The organism is Candidatus Kuenenia sp., assembly GCF_027493735.1.
Taxonomy (GTDB): Bacteria; Planctomycetota; Brocadiia; order Brocadiales; family Brocadiaceae; genus Kuenenia; species Kuenenia stuttgartiensis_A.
In genome coordinates this window covers 93,908-111,535 of record NZ_JAOSKF010000012.1, presented here as the reverse complement: position 1 = coordinate 111,535, position 17,628 = coordinate 93,908, and the positions used below count along the sequence as shown (strand labels likewise).

The 17,628-nt window shown below is 40.4% G+C and carries 18 protein-coding genes; 4 read left to right on the top strand and 14 right to left on the bottom strand.

Annotated features, from left to right (window positions below):
• Positions 1 to 81 precede the first annotated feature (81 nt).
• A complete protein-coding gene (locus tag M5U24_RS07090) occupies positions 82 to 1,269 on the top strand; it encodes an OmpA family protein (RefSeq protein ID WP_298201971.1) in 1,188 nt (395 codons plus the stop codon).
• A gap of 83 nt (positions 1,270 to 1,352) precedes the next feature.
• On the top strand, positions 1,353 to 2,306 hold the full coding sequence (locus M5U24_RS07085; RefSeq protein ID WP_298201969.1) for a DUF523 and DUF1722 domain-containing protein: 954 nt from the start codon (positions 1,353 to 1,355) through the stop codon (positions 2,304 to 2,306).
• Between the two features lie 145 nt (positions 2,307 to 2,451).
• Here the strand turns inward: M5U24_RS07085 and M5U24_RS07080 are convergent, their stop codons facing one another.
• The 14 genes from M5U24_RS07080 to ffh all read right to left on the bottom strand — a co-directional run bounded on the left by M5U24_RS07080 (position 2,452) and on the right by ffh (position 15,897).
• A complete protein-coding gene (locus M5U24_RS07080) occupies positions 2,452 to 2,943 on the bottom strand; it encodes a hypothetical protein (protein ID WP_099324166.1) in 492 nt (163 codons plus the stop codon).
• A gap of 35 nt (positions 2,944 to 2,978) precedes the next feature.
• Entirely contained in the window at positions 2,979 to 3,881 is a 903-nt protein-coding gene (murB, locus tag M5U24_RS07075; RefSeq protein WP_099324167.1) for a UDP-N-acetylmuramate dehydrogenase, read from the bottom strand.
• A gap of 255 nt (positions 3,882 to 4,136) precedes the next feature.
• Positions 4,137 to 5,774 carry a 2Fe-2S iron-sulfur cluster-binding protein gene (locus M5U24_RS07070; RefSeq protein WP_295101938.1) on the bottom strand — a complete coding sequence of 546 codons (1,638 nt, stop codon included), beginning with the start codon at positions 5,772 to 5,774 and terminating at the stop codon, positions 4,137 to 4,139.
• Positions 5,775 to 5,786: 12 nt separating this feature from the next.
• Positions 5,787 to 7,205, bottom strand: coding sequence for an Rnf-Nqr domain containing protein (locus M5U24_RS07065; RefSeq protein WP_099324169.1), 1,419 nt, complete (start codon positions 7,203 to 7,205; stop codon positions 5,787 to 5,789).
• On the bottom strand, positions 7,199 to 7,882 hold the full coding sequence (locus M5U24_RS07060) for an FMN-binding protein (protein WP_099324170.1): 684 nt from the start codon (positions 7,880 to 7,882) through the stop codon (positions 7,199 to 7,201). Before M5U24_RS07060 ends, M5U24_RS07065 begins: the two co-directional genes overlap by 7 nt.
• A 75-nt stretch (positions 7,883 to 7,957) precedes the next feature.
• Entirely contained in the window at positions 7,958 to 9,061 is a 1,104-nt protein-coding gene (locus M5U24_RS07055; RefSeq protein ID WP_099324171.1) for an RnfABCDGE type electron transport complex subunit D, read from the bottom strand.
• Positions 9,058 to 10,104, bottom strand: coding sequence for a 4Fe-4S dicluster domain-containing protein (locus M5U24_RS07050; RefSeq protein WP_099324172.1), 1,047 nt, complete (start codon positions 10,102 to 10,104; stop codon positions 9,058 to 9,060). Before M5U24_RS07050 ends, M5U24_RS07055 begins: the two co-directional genes overlap by 4 nt.
• Positions 10,105 to 10,471: 367 nt before the next feature.
• Positions 10,472 to 10,960 (bottom strand): N-acetyltransferase, encoded by a 489-nt coding sequence (locus tag M5U24_RS07045; protein WP_230405765.1) that lies wholly within the window; start codon positions 10,958 to 10,960, stop codon positions 10,472 to 10,474.
• Complete coding sequence (locus M5U24_RS07040) at positions 10,947 to 12,320, bottom strand: TatD family hydrolase (RefSeq protein WP_164994745.1); 1,374 nt, start codon at positions 12,318 to 12,320, stop codon at positions 10,947 to 10,949. The genes M5U24_RS07045 and M5U24_RS07040 overlap by 14 nt, the downstream gene beginning before the upstream one ends.
• Positions 12,321 to 12,606: 286 nt before the next feature.
• Positions 12,607 to 13,056 (bottom strand): YraN family protein, encoded by a 450-nt coding sequence (locus M5U24_RS07035; protein WP_099324174.1) that lies wholly within the window; start codon positions 13,054 to 13,056, stop codon positions 12,607 to 12,609.
• Between the two features lie 137 nt (positions 13,057 to 13,193).
• A complete protein-coding gene (rplS, locus tag M5U24_RS07030) occupies positions 13,194 to 13,541 on the bottom strand; it encodes a 50S ribosomal protein L19 (RefSeq protein WP_099324175.1) in 348 nt (115 codons plus the stop codon).
• 40 nt (positions 13,542 to 13,581) lie between these two features.
• A complete protein-coding gene (gene trmD, locus M5U24_RS07025) occupies positions 13,582 to 14,262 on the bottom strand; it encodes a tRNA (guanosine(37)-N1)-methyltransferase TrmD (protein ID WP_099324176.1) in 681 nt (226 codons plus the stop codon).
• Between the two features lie 3 nt (positions 14,263 to 14,265).
• Positions 14,266 to 14,523 carry a 30S ribosomal protein S16 gene (gene rpsP, locus M5U24_RS07020; protein WP_099324177.1) on the bottom strand — a complete coding sequence of 86 codons (258 nt, stop codon included), beginning with the start codon at positions 14,521 to 14,523 and terminating at the stop codon, positions 14,266 to 14,268.
• 21 nt (positions 14,524 to 14,544) lie between these two features.
• Positions 14,545 to 15,897 carry a signal recognition particle protein gene (gene ffh, locus M5U24_RS07015; RefSeq protein ID WP_197705324.1) on the bottom strand — a complete coding sequence of 451 codons (1,353 nt, stop codon included), beginning with the start codon at positions 15,895 to 15,897 and terminating at the stop codon, positions 14,545 to 14,547.
• Positions 15,898 to 16,302: 405 nt separating this feature from the next.
• Between ffh and rpmE the strand changes: the two genes are divergently transcribed.
• Positions 16,303 to 16,533 carry a 50S ribosomal protein L31 gene (gene rpmE, locus M5U24_RS07010; protein WP_099324179.1) on the top strand — a complete coding sequence of 77 codons (231 nt, stop codon included), beginning with the start codon at positions 16,303 to 16,305 and terminating at the stop codon, positions 16,531 to 16,533.
• Positions 16,534 to 16,545: 12 nt separating this feature from the next.
• Positions 16,546 to 17,625, top strand: coding sequence for a peptide chain release factor 1 (gene prfA / locus M5U24_RS07005; protein WP_099324180.1), 1,080 nt, complete (start codon positions 16,546 to 16,548; stop codon positions 17,623 to 17,625).
• The last annotated feature ends 3 nt before the right edge of the window (positions 17,626 to 17,628 follow it).

Genomic DNA, 17,628 nt, shown 5'->3' with positions numbered 1-17,628 from the left:
GTGTTTAATAGCATTGTGTTTTCGTTCTTATGCAGAACTCTATGACGGCAAATTATCTTTTAATCTTATAAAGGAATAGTTATGAAAAAAACATGTTTGTTGGTATTGCTTGTCACAATGACGCTTGCTGTTCTTACAGGTTGTGCTCAACTCAAATCTATCACGTTTGAAAAAAAACACCCCGAACCTCTTGAATCATTCGTCCCACAAGATTTAAGCGCAAAATCCCTTAGTGTGAAGTATGCACCGAAGATTGAAAGTTTTGTTATCATTTTAGATGCCTCTGCCTCTATGGAAACAGCATATACCGGTATCGTTAATAAAGGGCATCCAAAATTTGACGTGGCCAAAGATATTATATCGCGCATGAACAAAACATTGCCTGAAGTCGATGTAAATAGCGCCCTTGTAACATTTGGACACGGATTTTTTACGCCGTTAAAGAAGACATTTATTGTTTATGAACTCACACATCACTCACGAGACCTTTTAGAAAACGCGTTAAATATGGCAATCTATCCTAAAGGAAGCAGCCCTGCCGGAAACGCTATTGCTGACGCATCAAATCAACTGCTAACGTCGGTGGGACAAAATGCGGTGATCTTTGTGAGTGACGGCGAAAATTTAATAGGCACTCCCCTGGAGAAAATAAAGGATTTAAAAGAACTGTATGGAGAGAAGACATGCTTTTATACCATTCATGTGGGAAATACTCCTGAGGGGAAAGAGGCGCTCAGAAAACTTGCACGGTCCGCAACCTGTGGTTTTTCTGTAACTGCTGATGAAATTGCTTCCAGCGGGAATATGGCAAACTTTGTTAAAAAAGTATTTTTGACCGATATTCCTAAACAAGACAGCGACGGCGATGGTGTTTACGATGAAGACGATGAATGTCCGGATACTCCGGAAGGAGCTATTGTGGATTCCAGAGGATGCTGGGTGGTAAAAGGAATCGCCTTTGAATATAAGAAATGGGATATTAAAGAAGAATTTGAATCGAACCTTACCAACATTGTGGATGTTTTGGAAAAAAATCCTGATTTGCAAATAAGAATAGAAGGGCACACGGATAATATCGGTTCAATGAAATATAATATCGACCTTTCCCAAAAAAGAGCGCTGGCGGTAAAAGATTATTTAGTAGAGAAGGGTATTCATGAATCGCGTATCTCTACGACGGGTTTTGGATTTAAACATCCTATTGCCCCCAATGTTACAGAAGAAGGCCGTGCCCTTAACAGAAGGGCTGAAATTGTTCCTGTAAGATAGCAATAGTAGGGGCAATAATTCATTTTGACAATTTGCATGCTTCCCCCTACACTATCCGGCAACACGTTTTAGCACAGAAGCAAATGGATGAAAAGATCAAATTGGGGATTAGCGCATGCCTGCTTGGTGAAAATGTTCGGCATGATGGAGGACACAAGCTTGACCATTATTTGAAATATACATTTGGAAAATTTATTCAGTGGGTTCCTGTGTGCCCCGAAGTGGAATGCGGCCTTCCCACTCCAAGAGAATCAATGCAGTTGGTTGGAGATCCTGAAAACCCTCGCATTCTTACCATAAAAACGCATAAAGACTACACCGTTCAGATGAAAAAATGGATCTGCAGTAAGGTGGTAGCGCTTAAACATGAAAACGTGAACGGTTTTGTGTTTAAGAGTAAATCTCCAAGCTGTGGTATGCAGGGAATAAAGGTATATCCATCTTCATCTGGCATTTCTGTCGGGAAGGGCATCGGCTTGTTTGCCAGGGGATTTATGGAAAAATTTACCTACGTTCCGACGGAAGACGATTGTCATCTTCAGGTTCCTGAAAGAAGGGAAAATTTTATAGAAAACGTATTTGTGTTTTACCGGTGGAAGAAATTCCTGAAAGAAGACGGCTCTATAAAGGGCCTTACAACTTTTCATGCAAACCATAAATTATTAATTATGTCCCATAGTACAGAAACAGTCAAAGACCTCGGTAAAATGGCGGCTCAGCCGGGCGGAACCGGAAAGAAAGATTTGTTTGATCAATATTGCAAGACATTAATGACGGCATTAAAATTAAAAGCAACCGTAAAGAAAAATATCAACGTTTTGCAGCATATTTTGGGGTATTTTAAAAGAGAGTTGTCTTCCTGGGAGAAAAAAGAATTATTGGGGATTATCGAACAGTATCGCGAAAAACAGAGTCCCCTGATTGTACCTGTAACTCTTCTACGGCATTATGCTCATAAATATGATAAAGAATACCTGAAATCGCAATATTATCTTAATCCACATCCGATGGAATTTAGACTGCGGAATCAGTTTTGATTGCGTAAAATAATTAAATCACAATTTATAAACCCATCCGTGTATATCACGACAGCGAATCCGCCGTTCCATTATTATATTGGTGGATTTGGTGCGAAAAAGCAGCACCTTAGGGTTGTTTCTTTTCATTTATGGTTACAGCAATTCAGGTATCGTTTGTTTTCCCCTTTGAAAGAGGTTTGAGTCTTCTCAGGCTGTGATTGCAATAAGGGCATTTTCTAATAAAAAGATACATAAAAAAGAGCAGAATTGCCCATAACCCTGCTGTAAAGAAAAAGAGTATAACATCGCCGAAATCCAATTTATGAATTCTCTCCGGCACAACACGCTTTTCACAATAGCGGCAAAAAGCCGTTTCTTGTTTTTTTGCCGATGGTCTGAAGTCAATAACTCTTTTTACATTTTTTAAGGAAATTGTACCGGACATTTTCCTCCCCCACCCAATACCCTTTATAATGTGATTATCGCATTCGTACTTTTTAAAGACATTATGTATTTGCTTGCATTTTCCTGCCAGAAATAATTCTATGCGAAAACCTTTCGGGGGCTTCGACCGGTAATATTTTTTAACCAAAAAATGTTCCGGGTCATTGAGTATTGCTATGGCAACCGTCTTAATTTTCTCTAAATCTATCATATGTGTTTTCTATGGATGTAGATTATACAATCAATTTATGGTTCTCCAACAACCATAATTTCTGTATTCAGCGAATAGCCTGATTTTTCTTTTACCGTTTTCTGTGTGTATTGAATTAGCGCCAAAACATCGTTTGCCTTAGCATTTCCCAAATTAACGATAAAATTTGCGTGTTTTCCGGAAATTTCTGCGTCGCCAATGCGCATTCCCTTCAGCCCCGCCTGTTCTATCAATCTTCCTGCCCCAACATCCTCTATTTTCTTAAAAACTGAGCCGCAACTGGGAAATTCCGGCAATTGAGGCTGTTTTGTTTTGCGCCACTCCCGATTCGCTTCCATAACTGATTTTATTTCTGATTTCGGTTTTTGTGAAAGCTGGAAGGTTACATCAAGCACAATATCTTTCTGTTTATGCAAGATACTCGTATCATATCCAAACCGGAAGTACTCACCATCAACCGTTGTACTATTCCCATCTTCCGCTAAAATACGGCTCTTGCTGACTATTCCGGAAATAAATATGGTGTGTTTTCTGTCAGGAGATAAAAAATGCAGATTTTGCCATATTGCGCCGCCTACAGTACTCGGAATATCCACAAAATGCTCAAACCCTGATAGTCCTCGTTGATAGCATAGATTAAGAAGGTCGCCAATAATCGCGCCACTTTCCGCAACCAATTTATTCTTTTCAAGGAAGGTCGTTTTGTTTGCAAGATTTCTGATCACAAGACCGCGAAATCCCTTATCGGTAAATAAGATATTTGCGCCGCAGCCAAGCAAAAAATAAGGGGTTTTTCTGCGCTTTGCCTCTAATACCGCTTGTGTTAATTCTTCGGTGGTATGTACTTCAACAAACCAATCAGCGGGACCGCCTATTTTATAAGTAGTAAAAGGGGCGAGAGGTATGTTTTTTTTCAGGTTTGGTATGCTGAGTACCATTTATTGTTTTTATTTTACTCTTTCTATAAAAGAGTGTAATTTGTCAGAGTGTGTAACACTTTAGTTTTTTGAAAAATTCTAATAATAACGATGTTTACTGCACAGTGTAGGGGCTAAGCATTTGCTGTAAATTGTCATAAATACGTTCATGCTCAAATGGGCAAAACGCTTCACCCATACTTTTTCAAAAAAACTAGATCGTTACTCAGGTTTTAATCTTTGAGAAGAATGAATCATGCGGCGGGTAGGCAGGTGTTATTTTTTATATGAATCCAGCAAAGCAACGAGGTCCTTATCTTTTTGCCCTGAGGTTTCGAGGATATTTCTCACCTTCCCGATAAAACTGTAGCCTTCTTCAATTTTATCCCTTAAAAGTAGTTGTACAACCAGTGTGAAGGTAAGTTTTTCGATGATTTTCCCGGCATCTGGTATGTTTGCGGCAAGCATTTTTTCTTTTAACTCTAATTTTTGGTAAAGAATATCTACCGAAGGAGTAAGCGTGCCGGTAAAATCATCAAACAGTGCGTTTTCTTTTTGGAGATTCAGCACGTTGGCGGCAGCATCAATTACGGTAACGGTCATAGGCGCCGGCCCGCAGAGATAAAATGCTATATCAGGGTCAGGGGTAAGGTATTTATTGAGCAGCGGCCCTATAAATCCCTTCTCCCCCTGCCATTGTTGCTCCTGCTCATCAATGTATCCTTGTTTTTTAGCTAGTTGTTTACCCTCATCGGCAAGACTCAAAAAGCACTTCTTATCTATTTCATTTAACATGGCAGGGTCGTCATCGCGAAACGCACCGGAAAGTACAGGAATGAATTTAAAATTGGGGTTTTGCATTTGCCACTTTAACCATTTGGGCAAATACATCATTGGAATATCCTGGAGTCGCCTTTCTCCCAGGAAAAATATCGCCTTCTCCTGCCTTCCCTCTATGAACCATTGTTCCAATAACGCCAATATTGGTGCAAGTCCTGCCCCTCCAGCCACAAATACCGCAGTGTGTGGTTCTGTTTTCAGAGAAAAATGGCCGTAAGGTCCTGTAAAATGTATTTTTTCGCCGAGAAAGAAATTCCACAAACTCCGTTCCTGGGTATAGTGATGTACACAACTAGGCCCGATGCATGGGGCGCCACCACTTTCCACCGCCTTTGAAGGATCTACGGGGGCCAATCGAACAATAAGCTTTAAAAGGTCTGGTTCGTATGAAGCGAGCGAATAGCCTCTATACATGGCATTCCCCGGTTTATAAGGAATAAATTCTTTCCCCAGATTTTCACACGCCTTCTTTATATGAGTTTCGTATTTATTATAATGTTCCTCCACAAAATCTTCCGGAAGCATTAATTGAATATATTGACCGGGTTTATACGCAATAGGCTTTGAAGGTTTAAGCCATATTTCCATTTTATCGCTGGTGATCAGAATCTTTTTGACTGCCCTGGCTGTGTACTTTTTTACATTGAGGGTATCTTTTGACAGGTACAAACTAACATCCTTCTCCACCCGCACCTGACATGCCAGACGTTCATAACCATCTCCGATACCATCTTCCAGAAATTTTTTTGCATTTTCCCGGGAGCGCATATCAAAATGCGGCGTTTCAACGGCCGTATACAAACCGACATCGGTATAAAGTTTCACTTTACACTGACCGCATGTTGCCATCCCTCCACACGCCGCCGGAATATTAAAGCCATTGTTTTGTAATAATGATAAGAGCCTTTCTCCGCCTTCAATATTAAGCTCTTTCTTAAACTCATCATCACTTATAACAGTTAGCTTTTGTTTTGCCCCACGCCCGAAAAACTGGAAGATGATCTCGCACACTAAACTTAGTGCCAATATGAGTACGGCGAGAATACCTGCGCCTAAAAATAAAGGGGTAAGCATGTTTACTCCAACCTAAAAAATACGAATCATTCCAATGCCGGTAAATATAGCGGCCATTATGCCAAGTAAAAGGATTGCTATTGTATCTTCATCCCATGCATTTGTTGGCACAAAGAGACGCTGACGTCTCAACAATGCAAGCCAAACAGTAACCATTAGCCAGTGAAGTCCATACCCAAACGCAGTAATGGTTGAAACCATAAAAGATGTGCCTGTAGGAATGGTAAATGTTGCACTGGCAAGTACAATACAATTTACGGTAATTAGTTCAAGAAACTGCCCCATTTGTTCATATGCCGTTCGTGCAAATTTTCTAAGCATCACGCTTAATGTTTGCACAAATACGGCAATGGTTACAATAAATACTGTCAGGTAGAAGATTTTCTCCAGCCGTATTGACATGGATGAATATTTTGCTAAAACATCGCTTCCCATTATCAACACCTTATTATATACCACCCAGTTTAAAGCAGTAGAAAGCGTCATAACGATAATTACGGCAATCCCCATTTTCCATGCCGCATCTATTTGCCGTGATTTATTGAGCAACGGGCATATGCCTAAAAGTTTACTGAGTACTATACCATCAAAGAAAAGGGCATTTAATAATATTGGCAAAAAAATAAGAAACTGAGTATGCAATGTCGGGCTGGTACGAATGTGTACAATGATACTTATAAACAAACAGATGCCCAGCCCGATGGTAATTAACGATTTTCGGGAAATTTCAAACTTTGAACGCGGGGCAGGAACAGGGCCTTCTTCCGGTGTCTCAACAGCGGCGCATTCACATGAAGCCGCTTCCTGATAGACAATCCTTGCCTTGAGCAAGAAAGGACGCATCATGAGGCGAAATCCCGCCAATGCGAAAAATCCTCCCACGGGAGTTATCATTAACACAACGCGAGGAAACGTTTCCGGAATTACGGAAAAGCCCATAATCGTGCCAAAACCCAGCGGTTCCCGCAGAAAGGCAAGCAATATCAGCGCAAAAGCATATCCCATACACGCCTTTAAAATCTTTTTCTGCGCTTCCCAGAATGGCACCGTTAACCCTTCAGAAATTACGGCAAGCACTATACAATTAGTGGTAATAAGGTCGATATATGCCCTGATACTGGCAGCCACCTCCGGCACAAATGCCTGGGCAAAGAATGCAAAAATGGTCACAAACACCGAAACAATAATCATTAAAAGCGAAATCTTGTGGTGTGATCCCGCTATGGTTATTAATCTTCGAAATGGATAAATTAAGGAAAAACTCCCCATTGCAACAAACAACACACCAAGTCCCATCGTCAGAGAATTTTCGAGTTTATTCGTTACCGCCAAAGCAGAACAAAACCCTAAACCGGCGCCTGCGGTTAAAATAAGATTGTCTCTCAAGAAAAATTTAGAAGTTTTTCGTATATGTCGCTTTAGTCCTACCATTTCTGTTCTCCGGATTTTCTCCAAAATTCCTGTACTGCGTCATTGATAAACTCCTCAATACCCCTGCTTGTATTGGTAGCACCGGTTATAGCATCAAATTCATTATCACCCGTAGCTTTCCGCTCCTTAACCATCTTGATTTGCGGTTTTAATTTCATTCCAACAAATTGCTTTTTAAATATATCTTCCGTCATTCTTCCACCAAGTCCAGGAGTCTCGCTGTGATCCAATACTTCTATCCCTTTCAGCGTTTCCATGTCAGGTTTCAGGCAAATAAACAAAGACATGGCGCTTGATTTATTATATCCATATCCTATCCTTGACCTGATAAACCCTATCCCTTGCAACTCTCCGTCTTTAATGAATTTATATACCTTCCCCTCTTCTTCGTTTTTTGCCCCGACAGCTTCGGTTTCATCAACGGTTATCGACGTATCAAATACTTCTCTTATATTATCTTTATCGTACCCTTTGATAGTAAAACCCATGATGGTTTTTTCAGTTGTACGGTATGGAATTCCAAAGATATCAAGAACAGCACGTTTTTCCTTTATTTCATGATATGCGGCAATTTTCGGTGCTGTATAAAAATATACCAAAAACAATCCGGTACACGGAATAAATGCAATGAAAAGGATCGAGAAAATACGGAGTATAAACGTCTTAAATTCTTCCATAAATTATGTTTCGCTAAAACTTTGTGATAGTTAAATTAGTGGCTGTAAACTATTTTGCCGTTATCTTTTGTTATTTCAGGTGCGGTATCTTATTTTTACCATCAACGATTGAATGGGTATTGCAAGCAAATTCATAAGCAATATAGCATACATTGCTCCTTCAGACAGTGTGGTATAATTCCTTAGCAACACGGTAATAAATCCACACCCTATGCCATATATCCATTTCGCCTTCTGATTATAGGTTGCTGTAATAGGATCTGTAATCATATAAAAAGCACCCAATACTAACCCTCCGCTCAGGAGCTGAAAAATAGGCGGGGCAACATTTTCCTTTGACAGGAGTGAAAACATACCTGAAAAGATAAACACGCTGCCAAAATAGGACACCGGCAACCGCCAGTTCGCAACCTTCATTTTTACAAGCCATATACCGGACAGTATAAGTGCTAATCGGCAGGTTTCTCCCAAAGAGCCATTCGCAGTACCTATGAGCAGGGAAAAATAAGAAGTGATGGTGCCGTCTGTCTTAAACGCGGTAAGCGGGGTAGCGTGGGTAATGGTATCAAGCCCATACCGCAAGGTATGAAGATCAGGTATACCGACAAAAGGCATCTGGTAGCCTGTCGCCAAAAGTGACGGGAAACATATTGTCAGGAACAATCGGCTAAATAGCGCAGGATTCACCAAATTGTACCCAACGCCTCCCAATATATTTCTGAAGATAATGGCCATTGCTGCGCCAAAGCCTATCAGCCAGAGAGGCGCTTGTGGTGGCAGAATGGCGGGAACGAGCAGGCACGAAACAAACCCTCCTTCACTAATGTGATCTTCCCTGGCAATTATTGCCCATATCACATCAACAACAAACACCCCAACAACAAGTGAAACAATCAATTTCGAAATCACACACTGCAACCCGTAAAAATACATCGCAGGAAACACCCATCCCATTGTCAGCGCAATAAGCACAGCACCCATAAACTTTTTCGTGTCCGTGTTGTTTCGGATAAAGGGCTGTGTCTGCGCTGTATGTTTGGAGCTGCGCAACAAACCGTCAAACGCTTCAAAAACTGCCCCAAAAAGGAAATTGACTGTTTCGTGGGTATGGATAAAGGTCTCTATCCTGTCAAGATTCTTATTAAGTGGCGATTCGAGTTTATTGAGTAATTTCTTCATGCTTTTTGTACATCCGGCGATTTACATTCCTTGATGATCCGCAACAATTCAATTTTCGAAGGGCATGCAAAACTGCACAGACCGCATTCAATACATTTTTCTATATCATAACTACGCACCTTCTGTTTTTCTCCTCTGTTGTAGGCCTGGTGGTACAAAGCAGGTTCTAAATTAACAGGGCAAATATCATCACAGAAGTTACAATACACGCAGGCTCGCAATTCCCCAAGCAAATTAGTGGTAAAATGCAGCCTATCCGTGTTAATCATAGGAAACATCTCTTTCTTATCCTGCGCCGCCAGAACAACAATGTCATTTACCGTCCAGCCAATTTTTTGAGCAAAATCGTTAACTTCCATTCCTCTTAACGGACCGTTTATAAACACACGATAAGGGGCGGTCTCCTTTACCCTGTTTTTTAGTATTTTTTCAAGGGTTGTTCCCAACTGCACCTTGATAAACTCATTTTCCTTAAGACCTGTGCCCGAAAGGGCAATAAAGCGGGAATTTACACTCTTATTAAGAATGCGGCTTTTGTGGATTGCCAATGCCGTTTGCGCGTCGAAAACTAGAATACCCTGGGACAGCGTATCCTGCCCAAAGTTTATATCTTTGTTTAAGATGGCTTTTGATAATACCACAGGGTCATCGTAAGGATATTTCGCATCTATAACAAAAACTTCCAACCATTCATTCATAGCCGCGTATTCTTTTGCTGCTGAAATATGTTCGGTTTCGTTATTGGTGATAACAACAGAACATTTCGCTTCAGGGAAGATGGTAGTCTGTAGCTCTTTTATTTTATCGAAGAAAACCGTTGTTTTATGTCCCAATGTTACCCAATTAGGCAATGCCCATGGTTCCGTGGGGCATAGGGTAACAATAATGTGTTTCACCGATTGTTCCGATGGCAGGGTAAAATTGAATACTTCAGGGGGGTTGTCAGATGAAATTTCCTCAACAATATTACAAAAACGTATTTTGTAGGCGTCAAAAAGATTTACGCCACCCTTGAAAACCATGTTTTGCTTTTTTTTAATCACTTTCTTACTTTTTCAAATAAAATAGAAGCTCTTGGAAATTCCATAAAAGTGTCCGGATAAAATATCAATCCGGACATCAGAAGTCAAGGTAATATTTTAGAACTAAATTATGCCGCCGATTGAACGGGTGAAAACAGAACACATTATCATTCAATAAACGTATTCCTGAAAACTATGCTTATTAAAATCTATAACTGGCGGCATTAAATGCAAATCAAATATATAGGAAATACAGGAAAAGAAGCTAAATACAGAAATGCTAAAAGAGAACAGAACCGTTTGGCATGACCGTTAAGCAAGGAAGTTTTTTGGCAAGCGACGGGGCAAGGGCAAGAGAAACCAGCCTTTTCTTTAATGCCAAAATCCATTATTTGCTTATATCAATAATAAGCGGTATTTCTCCGCAATCAGGGAATTTATGGCACTTTACACATTCTGACCATATTTTTTGAGGGAGTTCCGCTTTTTCTATCCTGCAAAATCCGCATTTCTCAAAAAATTCCGGCGAATACGTAAGAACGAACATCTTGGCGATGCGGAGTTCCTTCGCCTCCTGCATACACGCCGATACGAGTTTTTTTCCTATTCCTCTCCGCTGGTGTGAACCCAGAACTGCCAATGATTTTATTTCCGCAAGATCTTTCCAAAAAATATGCAAAGCGGCGCAACCAATTAATTGGGTATCCTCCATAAATACATAAAAATCCCGTATATTTTCGTAAAGCTCACTGAGGGAACGCGGCAACATTTCATCCTTTGACGCGAAACCGTTGATAAGCCTATATATCTTCTCTACCTCTTCTATTGTTGCTTTACGCAATATTAGTTTTTTTTCTTTGTTATCAGCCGAGGACATCGTGTTTTCTCACCCTAAAATCTACGCCCAACTCCACTGCAATTTCTCTACATTTCTTTATATCGATACCTGGAATTTCTACAACAGAGACCTGAACATTTGGAATAACCTTTTTCGCATCTTTAACAAACTGTATCAAAGCAAAATAGGCTTTTTCGCCAAATACCGGCTTGCAGATCGCAGCATATTTTTCCGCAGTTTCCGCATTTAAACTGATGCAGATGGTATCAATAAGGCCTTTTAATTCATTCGCTATTGACCTGCCATTGATAATATCCCCATGGCCGTTTGTATCCAGCCGGATGCGTTTCCCTTTTGATTTTAAATCCGCAGCAACGGCTTTTAAAACTTCCAGCCGTTCGGTCGGTTCTCCATAACCGCAAAACACCACTTCATCATATCTGCCAGGGTCTCCTATCGACTGCAGTACTTCTTCAATTGTCGGTTCCCGCTTTAAATGCAGATTATGCCCCTTCACAAAAGGATAGGTCGTCCTCATGCAAAATGAACACTCCATAGAGCATCGGTTCGTTAAATTTATGTAAAGAGAGTTTCTGATAGCGTAAGCTATTTTCCCCTCCAATTCAGGCTCCCCTATGCCGAATAATGCGTACGCATTAAAAGAAGTAATGCGTGCAATATCTTCGGGGGAAAGCCCGTATATTTCAGCAAAAACGGGGATAACTAAGGATAAATACGACGGCTCATTACGCTCCCCTCTTTTCGGATGAGGTGATAAAAAAGGACAATCAGTCTCCAAAAGAAGCCTTTCGACAGGAACAGTTTTGGCAATATCCCTCAAATTTTGCGCATTTTTAAAGGTAATCGGCCCGGCAAAAGACAAAAACATGCCCAGATCCAGGCATGCCTTTGCCACTTCAGCCGTTCCGCTAAAACAATGAACAACCCCCTTTAATCCACCATTTTTATATTTATTCAGAATTTTTAAACAGTCCTCACTGGCTTCGCGGCAATGTATTATCACCGGAAGATCATGCTTTTTCGCAAGTGCAAGGTGTTTCTCGAATAGTACCTGTTGGTCTTCATGAGGACTCTTGTTACGATAATAATCAAGTCCGGTCTCGCCGACCGCGACAATTTTTGATCCTCCAATCAACGACTCAAGCTCAAGCCACGTTTCTTCTGAAACCTTTGTGGCGCTATGCGGATGGATGCCAACGCTTGCATAAATATTTTCAAAACGATGCGCCAAAGCAATGCACTTTTTACTCGTAGAAAGGCTTGTTCCCACATTAATAATACTTCCGACGCCTGCCTCTCTGGCACGTGACAAAACGGAGTCCAAATCTGTTTTATATTCCGGAAAATCAAGATGCGCGTGTGTATCAATAATCATCATATTATTAAAATTCTTTACCAAAAAAGCGCCACTTAAAAACATAACCTTACGGCGATATTATCAATATCCCTTAAACGCCAGGGAACTGAAACGGGTTCATCAATCATCAAAAACACTGCTACTATAGTCAAACAAATAAGGTTTTCAAAAAAATTTACACACCCCAGTCCCCTCTATAAAGGAATTAAGGGGCGTGCTTGTATAGTATGCTTAGTCAAATAAATCTGTTTTTTAGAAAGCCATTTTATCGCCAAATTCATAAAATCATATTTGTTTGGCTATACTTTTAGCTACATGTTTTTGTAAACGCATTTTTATAGAGTGTAATAGCAGGATGTTTTTTTGCTGGCGGGTAAAAAACAGAAACTACATCAAAACGCAAATCTATGCCCTCTACTTTTTTTTCAGCAATATAGCGGGAAGCCATCTTTATAATTTGCTTTTTTTTTGCTTCTGTTACGGCTAATTCAGGAGGTCCATAACTATCGGATCCACGCGTTTTTACTTCTACAAAAACAATGGAACCGCGGTCATAGCAAATAATATCAATTTCTCCGGTCTTACGCCGGTAATTCCTCTGTAGTATCTTATATCCCTTTTTTTTCAGAAATTTCGCAGCGACAACTTCTCCCTTTTTACCGAGAGCTTTCTTGTGCGGTTGTACGTCACTGGTTTTTTTGAGTATATTTTTCAGGAAAAAAAGGGAACCTATTAGTTTTTTGAAAAATCCGTCCATGAGTTAAACCCTATGCTTCACAGACTGGGCCAAATAGGCAATTTTATACTATTCCTAGATATTCATTCCCTGCTTTTTAGAAAACAAGTTCATTTGACCAAGTCTGTTCAGCATATGGAATACCTCTATATATGTCCTTAATCCACCCTTTTTTCTTTCAACCTGGTACCTTTACTGGTTCTGTCCCTCATGTAATACAACTTTGCACGCCGTACTTTTCCTGATTTTTTTACCTTAACATCCAAAACCTTTGGGGAATGAATGGGGAAAACACGCTCTACGCCTTCTCCCTGAACAATGCGTCTTACGGTAAAGGTTTCCCGTATCCCTCCGCCATTTTTTGCGATTACCAACCCACTGAATACCTGCGTACGTTCCTTTTCTCCTTCTTTGATTTTGATCGAGACATCTACCTGATCGCCAACAGAATACTTTGGTATTTCTGTTTTCATGTGTTCTTTTTCTATTACATCGATAACATTCATGATCCCACTCCTCATAATTTATTACAGGGTAAATATAATACTATTTCTTGTTTAATAAATCGGGCCTTTTTTCCCGTGTCCTTTTTTCAGCTAAATATCTTTGCCATTCCTTTATTTTTTGATGATGACCCGAACGTAATATTTCCGGAACTTTCATGCCTCTGTATTCAGCAGGACGGGTATATTGAGGATACTCCAATAACCCGTCATGAAAAGATTCTTCGGTTATTGAGTTCTTATCTCCCAAAACACCGGGTATCAGACGGACTACCGCGTCAATAACTACCATTGCCGATAGTTCTCCACCTGAAAGAATATAATCGCCGATGGACAACTCAAACACATCAAGGCCGGTTCTGATTCTTTCGTCAAACCCTTCATAATGGCCGCATATCAACATAAGATACGCCTCTTTTGCCAATTCTTTAGCGATAGCTTGGGTAAAACAACGCCCTTGCGGCGTTAGTAAAATTTTTTTAGCGGGTATGTTAGTTTGCCGCTCAATCGCTTCTACTGCATTGAAAACGGGTTCCGGCTTCATTACCATCCCAGGCCCCCCGCCATAGGGTCTGTCATCTACACAACGTTGATTTTCTGCATAGTCTCTGATATTGAAAATATTGTATTGTACAAGGGCCTTTTCTCTGGCGATTTTCAAGATACTATGCCCCAGTACGTTTTCAAAAATACCGGGAAACAATGTCAAAATATCAATGCGCATGTATTATTTTTTAAACGCAATACCAAGTTTTTTAAATATGCTGGCAACCGTTTCCGTTGGTTTTGCCCCAACGCTCAACCAGTAATCAACCCTCTCTCGTTTCAGAGTCACCTGTTTTTCGTTGTTTGATTCCATAGGATCATAAGTGCCTAAATTTTCAATAGACATGCCATCCCGTTCCTCATGTGCATCGAACGCGCCAATTCGGTAAAAGGGCCTGTTTTTACGTCCCATTCGCATCATCCTAATTCTTACTGCCATTTTTTCTCCTTTTAGATAAAATTACCGTATCATACCCTTGCCAAAGGGCATACCCCCGGGAAACATCCCCTTTTTCTTCAGCCCCTTCTCGTTTCCCTTAAAATGTTTCATTAGTTTTTTCATCGATTTAAATTGTTTAAGCAGTTGATTAACATCCTGAACGGTCGTCCCGCTGCCTTTGGCTACGCGCTGCCTTCTGCTTCCATTTATCATATCGGGGATCAAACGTTCCTGAATCGTCATTGATTTGATAATCGCTTCAACCTTTTCTAATTGTTTTTCGTCAAAATTAAGTCCGTCCATCTTGTTCCCCAAACCGGGAATCATACCCATGATTTCTTTGATTGGTCCCATTTTTTTTATCTGTTGAAGTTGCATGAGAAAATCTTCCAGGCTGAGCGTATCACTTTGTATCTTCCGGCTAAGGTTCTGCGCTTCTTCAAAATCAATGGCCTGCTGTGCGCGCTCCACCAGTGAAACTACGTCGCCCATTCCCAGTATTCTGGAAGCCATCCTATCAGGATGAAACTCCTCAAGACGGTCGAGTTTTTCGCCAATGCCCACGAACTTAATAGGTTTTCCCGTAACCGCCCTTATTGAAAGAGCCGCACCGCCCCGCGTATCACCATCAAGTTTAGATAAGATCACCCCGTCAAAACCTAATTGCTCATCAAATTCCCTGGCGCTATTTACCGCGTCCTGACCTGTCATTGCATCACAAACAAAATATATTTGATCGGGTGTGAGTGTATCTTTTATTTCCCGCAATTCAAGCATCAGTTCATTGTCGATGTGTAATCGCCCTGCAGTATCTAAAATTACCACATCATGTCCGTTTTCTTTTGCATATTTTATCGCTTCACTACATATCTTTGTTGGTGGTAAATCTTTTTCAAAATATACCTGTATATCCAGTTGCCGGCCCAGCGTCTTTAATTGTTCAACAGCCGCAGGGCGTTGTATATCCGCTGCGGCAAGCAACGGCTTTTTTCCTTTCGAAAGCATCAGCCTGGCAAGTTTACCAGCCGTTGTTGTTTTACCGCTGCCTTGCAAACCCACCAACATCACAACCGTCTGCCCCCCTTCCTTGAAAGGAATAGAGGTATCAGACTCCCCCATCAATTTAATCAGTTCGTCGTGGACAATCTTGACCACCTGCTGGCCCGGCGCAACACTTTTGATTACCTCTTCACCCACAGAACGCTCGGTAACCTGCTTAATGAAGTTTTTTACTACTTTATAATTAACGTCCGCCTCAAGCAATGCCAGACGCACTTCGTGCAAACCGTCCTTAATATTTCCTTCGGTTAATCTTCCCTTCCCGCGGAATTTACCAAGAACAGCTTCCAAACTATTTGTGATTGATTCAAACATAATCGAACGATTTTAAAACAATACTTGCCTTATTAAAACAGTGCCCATCTTAAAGCCTAATTTAAATTTAAAAATAAATCTTTGACGTTTCCTTTTACCGCTTACGTAATTTCACAGTATAATTTTACTGATTCGCAATAGCAAGATAACAAAATAATACTATAAATTTTTCATTTTATAAAATAATACAAGATATTCAAATGAATTTTATGAATACCGTATAAGACAAAATGGCGTTTAGCTATGTAAGTATGGGTGTGCAGTACGTTTGATTTTAGGGTTAAGTCGAATATTTCTATTGCACAAGATTTGTTGGTTTGCTAATATTTTCCGTTTGTGTTAATATATTTTATATTATTTTTTTTATATTTGCAGGCGCTTTTTTATTGAGGAGATAACGTAGCAATGAAAAGCAGTATTCATCCAAATTATATAGAGGCAGTTGTAACATGCGGATGCGGAGAAACATTTAAAACCAGAGCCACAAAACCTAAAATAGCAGTAGATATATGCTCAAAATGCCACCCGTTTTATACGGGGAAACAAAGATTTATTGATAGTGCCGGCCAAATTGACCGCTTTAACAAACGATTGAAAAAGAGCAAAATAATTCAAGACCCAGGTACAACAAAATAATAGTGCTATTTGATGAATAATAACTTATTAAAAAGATTGGAAGATATGCAAAAACGGTATAACGAGCTGGAAAACTTGCTGGCCGACCCGCAGGTTATAGCTGATTCCGGCCGTTATATGTCACTCATGAAAGAACACGGATGCCTTTCCAAAATAGTTCATAAATATGCCCAGTTGACAAAAACCTACATAAGAAAACAGGATGCGGAAAACCTGTTATCTGACGGGGAATTTGCAGATATGGCACGCATGGAACTGGATGAACTGGAAGGCCATGAAAAGGCAATTATGGATGAAATCAAGGAATTATTTATTGCCGAAGACAAAACCGCCAATAAAAACGTTATTGCTGAAATCAGGGCGGGAACCGGGGGAGAAGAGGCAGCCATTTTTGCGGCGGATCTGTTTCGCATGTATATTAAATATGCTGAAAGTCAAAATTGGAAAACAGAACTGTTTGATTACAACGAAACTGATTTAGGTGGTTTCAAAGAGGTCACCTTTTCCATAGAAGGTCGTAATGTTTACCAGAAATTACGTTTTGAAAGCGGCACACATCGTGTTCAGCGGGTACCGCAAACGGAAGCAAGCGGCAGGGTTCATACTTCAACAGCAACGGTAGCCATCCTTCCTGAAGTTGAAGAGGTAGAAATTGACATTAATCCGGCAGATATCCTGATAGAAACATTCCGTGCCTCCGGACCAGGGGGGCAAAAGGTAAATAAGACGAGTTCCGCCGTCAGGATTACCCATATCTCCACCGGTATTGTTGTAAAATGTCTCGATGAAAAATCACAGCATAAAAACAAGGCAAAAGCAATGCGCATACTACGAAGCCGCTTGCATGAATCGATTGAAGAAAAAAACCAGCTTGAACGGGATCAAGTAAGGAGAATTCAGATAGGAACTGGCGACCGTAGCGAAAAAATTCGTACGTATAATTATTCGCAAAACAGGGTCACCGATCACCGGATAAATTTTTCCGTGTATAATCTTGAACATGTCATGCTGGGATATTTGGACGAAATTATTGCTGCCCTTGCTAACCACTACCGGGAAGATCAATTAAAACAGTTGATCACAAGTACATAACCA

What these genes read in the sequence shown, in the direction of transcription:
- M5U24_RS07090 (WP_298201971.1), top strand. Translation starts at nt 82, where the DNA reads ATGAAAAAAACATGTTTGTTGGTATTGCTTGTCACAATGACGCTTGCT.
- M5U24_RS07085 (WP_298201969.1), top strand. Translation starts at nt 1,353, where the DNA reads ATGGATGAAAAGATCAAATTGGGGATTAGCGCATGCCTGCTTGGTGAA.
- M5U24_RS07080 (WP_099324166.1), bottom strand. Translation starts at nt 2,943, where the DNA reads ATGATAGATTTAGAGAAAATTAAGACGGTTGCCATAGCAATACTCAAT.
- murB (WP_099324167.1), bottom strand. Translation starts at nt 3,881, where the DNA reads ATGGTACTCAGCATACCAAACCTGAAAAAAAACATACCTCTCGCCCCT.
- M5U24_RS07070 (WP_295101938.1), bottom strand. Translation starts at nt 5,774, where the DNA reads ATGCTTACCCCTTTATTTTTAGGCGCAGGTATTCTCGCCGTACTCATA.
- M5U24_RS07065 (WP_099324169.1), bottom strand. Translation starts at nt 7,205, where the DNA reads ATGGTAGGACTAAAGCGACATATACGAAAAACTTCTAAATTTTTCTTG.
- M5U24_RS07060 (WP_099324170.1), bottom strand. Translation starts at nt 7,882, where the DNA reads ATGGAAGAATTTAAGACGTTTATACTCCGTATTTTCTCGATCCTTTTC.
- M5U24_RS07055 (WP_099324171.1), bottom strand. Translation starts at nt 9,061, where the DNA reads ATGAAGAAATTACTCAATAAACTCGAATCGCCACTTAATAAGAATCTT.
- M5U24_RS07045 (WP_230405765.1), bottom strand. Translation starts at nt 10,960, where the DNA reads ATGTCCTCGGCTGATAACAAAGAAAAAAAACTAATATTGCGTAAAGCA.
- M5U24_RS07040 (WP_164994745.1), bottom strand. Translation starts at nt 12,320, where the DNA reads ATGATGATTATTGATACACACGCGCATCTTGATTTTCCGGAATATAAA.
- M5U24_RS07035 (WP_099324174.1), bottom strand. Translation starts at nt 13,056, where the DNA reads ATGGACGGATTTTTCAAAAAACTAATAGGTTCCCTTTTTTTCCTGAAA.
- rplS (WP_099324175.1), bottom strand. Translation starts at nt 13,541, where the DNA reads ATGAATGTTATCGATGTAATAGAAAAAGAACACATGAAAACAGAAATA.
- trmD (WP_099324176.1), bottom strand. Translation starts at nt 14,262, where the DNA reads ATGCGCATTGATATTTTGACATTGTTTCCCGGTATTTTTGAAAACGTA.
- rpsP (WP_099324177.1), bottom strand. Translation starts at nt 14,523, where the DNA reads ATGGCAGTAAGAATTAGGATGATGCGAATGGGACGTAAAAACAGGCCC.
- ffh (WP_197705324.1), bottom strand. Translation starts at nt 15,897, where the DNA reads ATGTTTGAATCAATCACAAATAGTTTGGAAGCTGTTCTTGGTAAATTC.
- rpmE (WP_099324179.1), top strand. Translation starts at nt 16,303, where the DNA reads ATGAAAAGCAGTATTCATCCAAATTATATAGAGGCAGTTGTAACATGC.
- prfA (WP_099324180.1), top strand. Translation starts at nt 16,546, where the DNA reads ATGAATAATAACTTATTAAAAAGATTGGAAGATATGCAAAAACGGTAT.